Source organism: Bradyrhizobium sp., assembly GCF_049512235.1.
Taxonomy (GTDB): Bacteria; Pseudomonadota; Alphaproteobacteria; order Rhizobiales; family Xanthobacteraceae; genus Bradyrhizobium.
In genome coordinates, this window is the sequence record NZ_JBEKXH010000650.1 from 1 (window position 1) to 3,198 (window position 3,198).

Annotated in this window: 2 protein-coding genes; both read right to left on the minus strand. The window is 62.8% G+C overall.

What is annotated here, in order from left to right; translation table 11 throughout:
• The coding region (locus ABSG20_RS33365; protein WP_423868701.1) for a xanthine dehydrogenase family protein molybdopterin-binding subunit at positions 1-2,149 on the minus strand (2,149 nt) is incomplete at its 3' end.
• Positions 2,150-2,159: 10 nt separating this feature from the next.
• A complete protein-coding gene (locus ABSG20_RS33370; protein ID WP_423868702.1) occupies positions 2,160-2,648 on the minus strand; it encodes a (2Fe-2S)-binding protein in 489 nt (162 codons plus the stop codon).
• Positions 2,649-3,198: the final 550 nt, after the last annotated feature.

Below are 3,198 nucleotides of genomic sequence, written 5' to 3' on the forward strand. Positions count from 1 at the left end.
GGATTCGCTTTCCCGTCGCCGCGAAGTAGGCGTTGAGCACGGCCGGTGCGGCGACGCAGATGGTCGGCTCGCCGACCCCGCCCCAGAACCCGCCGCTCGGCATGATGATCGCTTCCACCTTCGGCATCTCGGCCATCCGCATCGAATTATAGGTATCGAAATTCGATTGCTCGATGCGGCCGTCCTTGACGGTGCATCCGCCGTAGAACAGCCCCGACAGGCCGTAGACGAACGAACCGGCGACCTGGCGCTCGATCTGCGCCGGATTGACGGCGTAGCCCGGATCGGTGGCGGCGACGATGCGGTGCACCTTGATCTTGTTGCCGTCGGTCACCGAGATTTCGGCCGCACCCGCGACGTAACTGCCATAGCCCATGTGCTGGGCGATGCCGCGATAAACCCCTTGCGGCGCCGGTTTGTCCCAGCCGATCTTCTCGGCGACCGCGTTGAGCACGGCAAGGTTCTTGGGGTGATCGGTCATCAGCTTGCGCCGAAACGCGAGCGGGTCCTGGCGCACGGCGTGGGCCAGTTCATCCATGAAGCATTCGAGATAGATGGCGTTGTGATTGACATTGACGCCGCGCCAGAAGCCCGGCGGGACGTGGGGATTGCGCATCGCATGCTCGACCAGAAGATTGGGCACGGAATAGCCGATCGCCGCTTCGCCCGTGGCATTGAGACCCTGGAACGCGACCGGATCCATGCCGTTGACCAGGGCCTCCGGCCGCAGGCTGAACAGGATGGACTGTCCCGACAGCCGGATTTGCAGCGCGGTCAGATTGTTGTCGGCATCGAAGGCGCCGGTCAGTTTGCAGTGCGTGATCGGATGATACATGCCGTGCTGCATGTCCTCTTCGCGCGACCACAGCAGTTTGACAGGGGTGCCCGGCATCTGCTTGGCGATGGCAACCGCCTGCCGGACATAGTCGGTCTGGCCGCGACGGCCAAAGCCGCCGCCGAGGATCTGCTTGTGCACGTCGCATTTGTCGGCGGAGAGGCCCGAGGCTTCCAGCACAGCGGCGAAGGCGGCCTCGCCATTCTGCGTGCCGCACCAGACCTCGCATTTGTCCGCGGTATAGAGCGCGGTCGCATTCAGCGGCTCCATCGTGGCATGGTTCTGGTAGGGATAGTTGTAGACCGCCTCGACCTTCTTGGCGGCGCCTGCTGTGGCTGCCTTGGCGTCGCCGTGCTGGTTGCCGATGAAGGCCGGCTGCGCCGGATCAAGACCTTCCTCGAGCCATTGCGCGATCGAAGCGCTGGAAACCCTGGCGTTGTCGCCTTCGTCCCAGACGATCGGCAGGGCATCGAGCGCCGATTTGGCGTGCCACCAGGTGTCGGCGACAACGGCTACGGCGTGGTCGTTGACTTTCACCACCTTCTTGACGCCCTTCATGCCCAGGACCTTGGCTTCGTCGAAGCTTTGCAGCTTGCCGCCGAATACCGGACAATCCTTGATCGCGGCGTTCAGCATGCCCGGCAGCTTGACGTCGACGCCATAGATCATCGCGCCGGTGGTCTTGTCGACCGTATCGAGGCGTTTTACGCCCTTGCCGACAAGCTTCCAGTCTTTCGGATCCTTCAGCTTCACGTCGGCAGGGGGTTCGACCTTTGCCGCAGCTTCAGCAACCTTGCCATAGGTCGTGGTGCGCCCCGACGGCGTGTGGGTGATGATGCTGTTGGCGGCGGTGCATTCCGTAGCCGGCACCTTCCATTGATTAGCGGCGGCCTGGACCAGCATCATGCGCGCGGTGGCGCCGCCCTTGCGGACATATTCCTGCGAGCTCCGTATGCCGCGGCTGCCGCCGGTCGAAAAGTCGCCCCAGGCGCGTTTGCGGGCGACGCTCTGCCCCGGCGTCGGATATTCGGTCGTGACTTTCGACCAGTCGCATTCGAGTTCCTCGGCGACGAGCTGGGCAAGGCCGGTGAGGGTGCCCTGGCCCATCTCCGATCGCGCAATGCGAATGACGACGGTGTCGTCGGGCCGGATCACGACCCAGGCGTTGACTTCTGGAGCGTTGACTGGCGAGCCGTCGGCGGCGCGCACCAAGGCCGGACCGAAGGGAATGTCGAGGCCGAGCGCAAGGCCGGTGCCGGCAGCGGCGGTGCCGATCACGAAGGCGCGGCGGCTGAGTCTGGGCAAAGAATTCATGGCGGCCTCCTCAAATGTTCGCGGCGGCGTGGATCGCCTCGCGCACCTGCTGGAAGGTGCCGCAGCGGCAGATATTGGTGATGGCTTCGTCGATATCCCTGTCGGTCGGTTTCGGCTTCTCCCTGAGCAGCGCCGATACCGCCATGATCATGCCGCTCTGGCAATATCCGCATTGCGGAACATCGTGATCGATCCAGGCCTGCTGCACCTTGTGCAACGCGCCATCAGTGGCCAGGCCTTCGATGGTGGTGATCTGCTTGCCGGCGGCGTCGCTGACCTGCATGCCGCACGAGCGCACCGCAACGCCATCGATGTGGACGGTGCAGGCCCCGCATTGTGCAATGCCGCAGCCGTATTTGGTGCCGGTCAGACCGGCGTTTTCCCGGATCGCCCAGAGCAGCGGCGTATCCGGCTCGACATCGACGTCGAATGATTTGCCGTTGATTGTGAGTTTTGTCGTGAGGTTTGCCATCGCGTTCCCCTGTGTGGTCCAACCCATCGATTGAACTTCGATTGGATCGTGGACTGGAACCTGGAAGAGTTCAAATCAAGAATGCGCGTGGTGGATGCAGTCATTGCAGGGCAGGGCTGACAATTACCTGGTCGCTTCGCTCCTCGACAGGGGAACGAAGGCCCCGCTTTTTCCCCGTCATTGCGAGCATTAGCGAAGCAATCCAGCTTTGACTCCGCGAAAAGAAAGCTGGATTGCTTCGGCGCAAGGGCTCCTCGCAATGACGGTGTGAGATATTCCAGAAACACATTTGCCCTCGCGGCCTCCCTCCCTCAGCCATGAATCGCCCCCTGATAATCCCTGATAATACAGGGCCGAAAACAGGGCGCGAGGCAACTCGCAAGGATGGCGTAACACACTCCAGAAACACATTCGTCCTCGCGACGCGTGGCGCCCGAGCTGTTGCCAGAACTTCCCGCCCAGAGGGCGTGGGGAATGCCGGATGCCCAGTGGCACCCGCAGCCTCGCGTGCAGAAAACGGCCATCACGCACACGAGTATTCACAGCGAGGCACCGGAAAACACCCGGCATTCCCGCA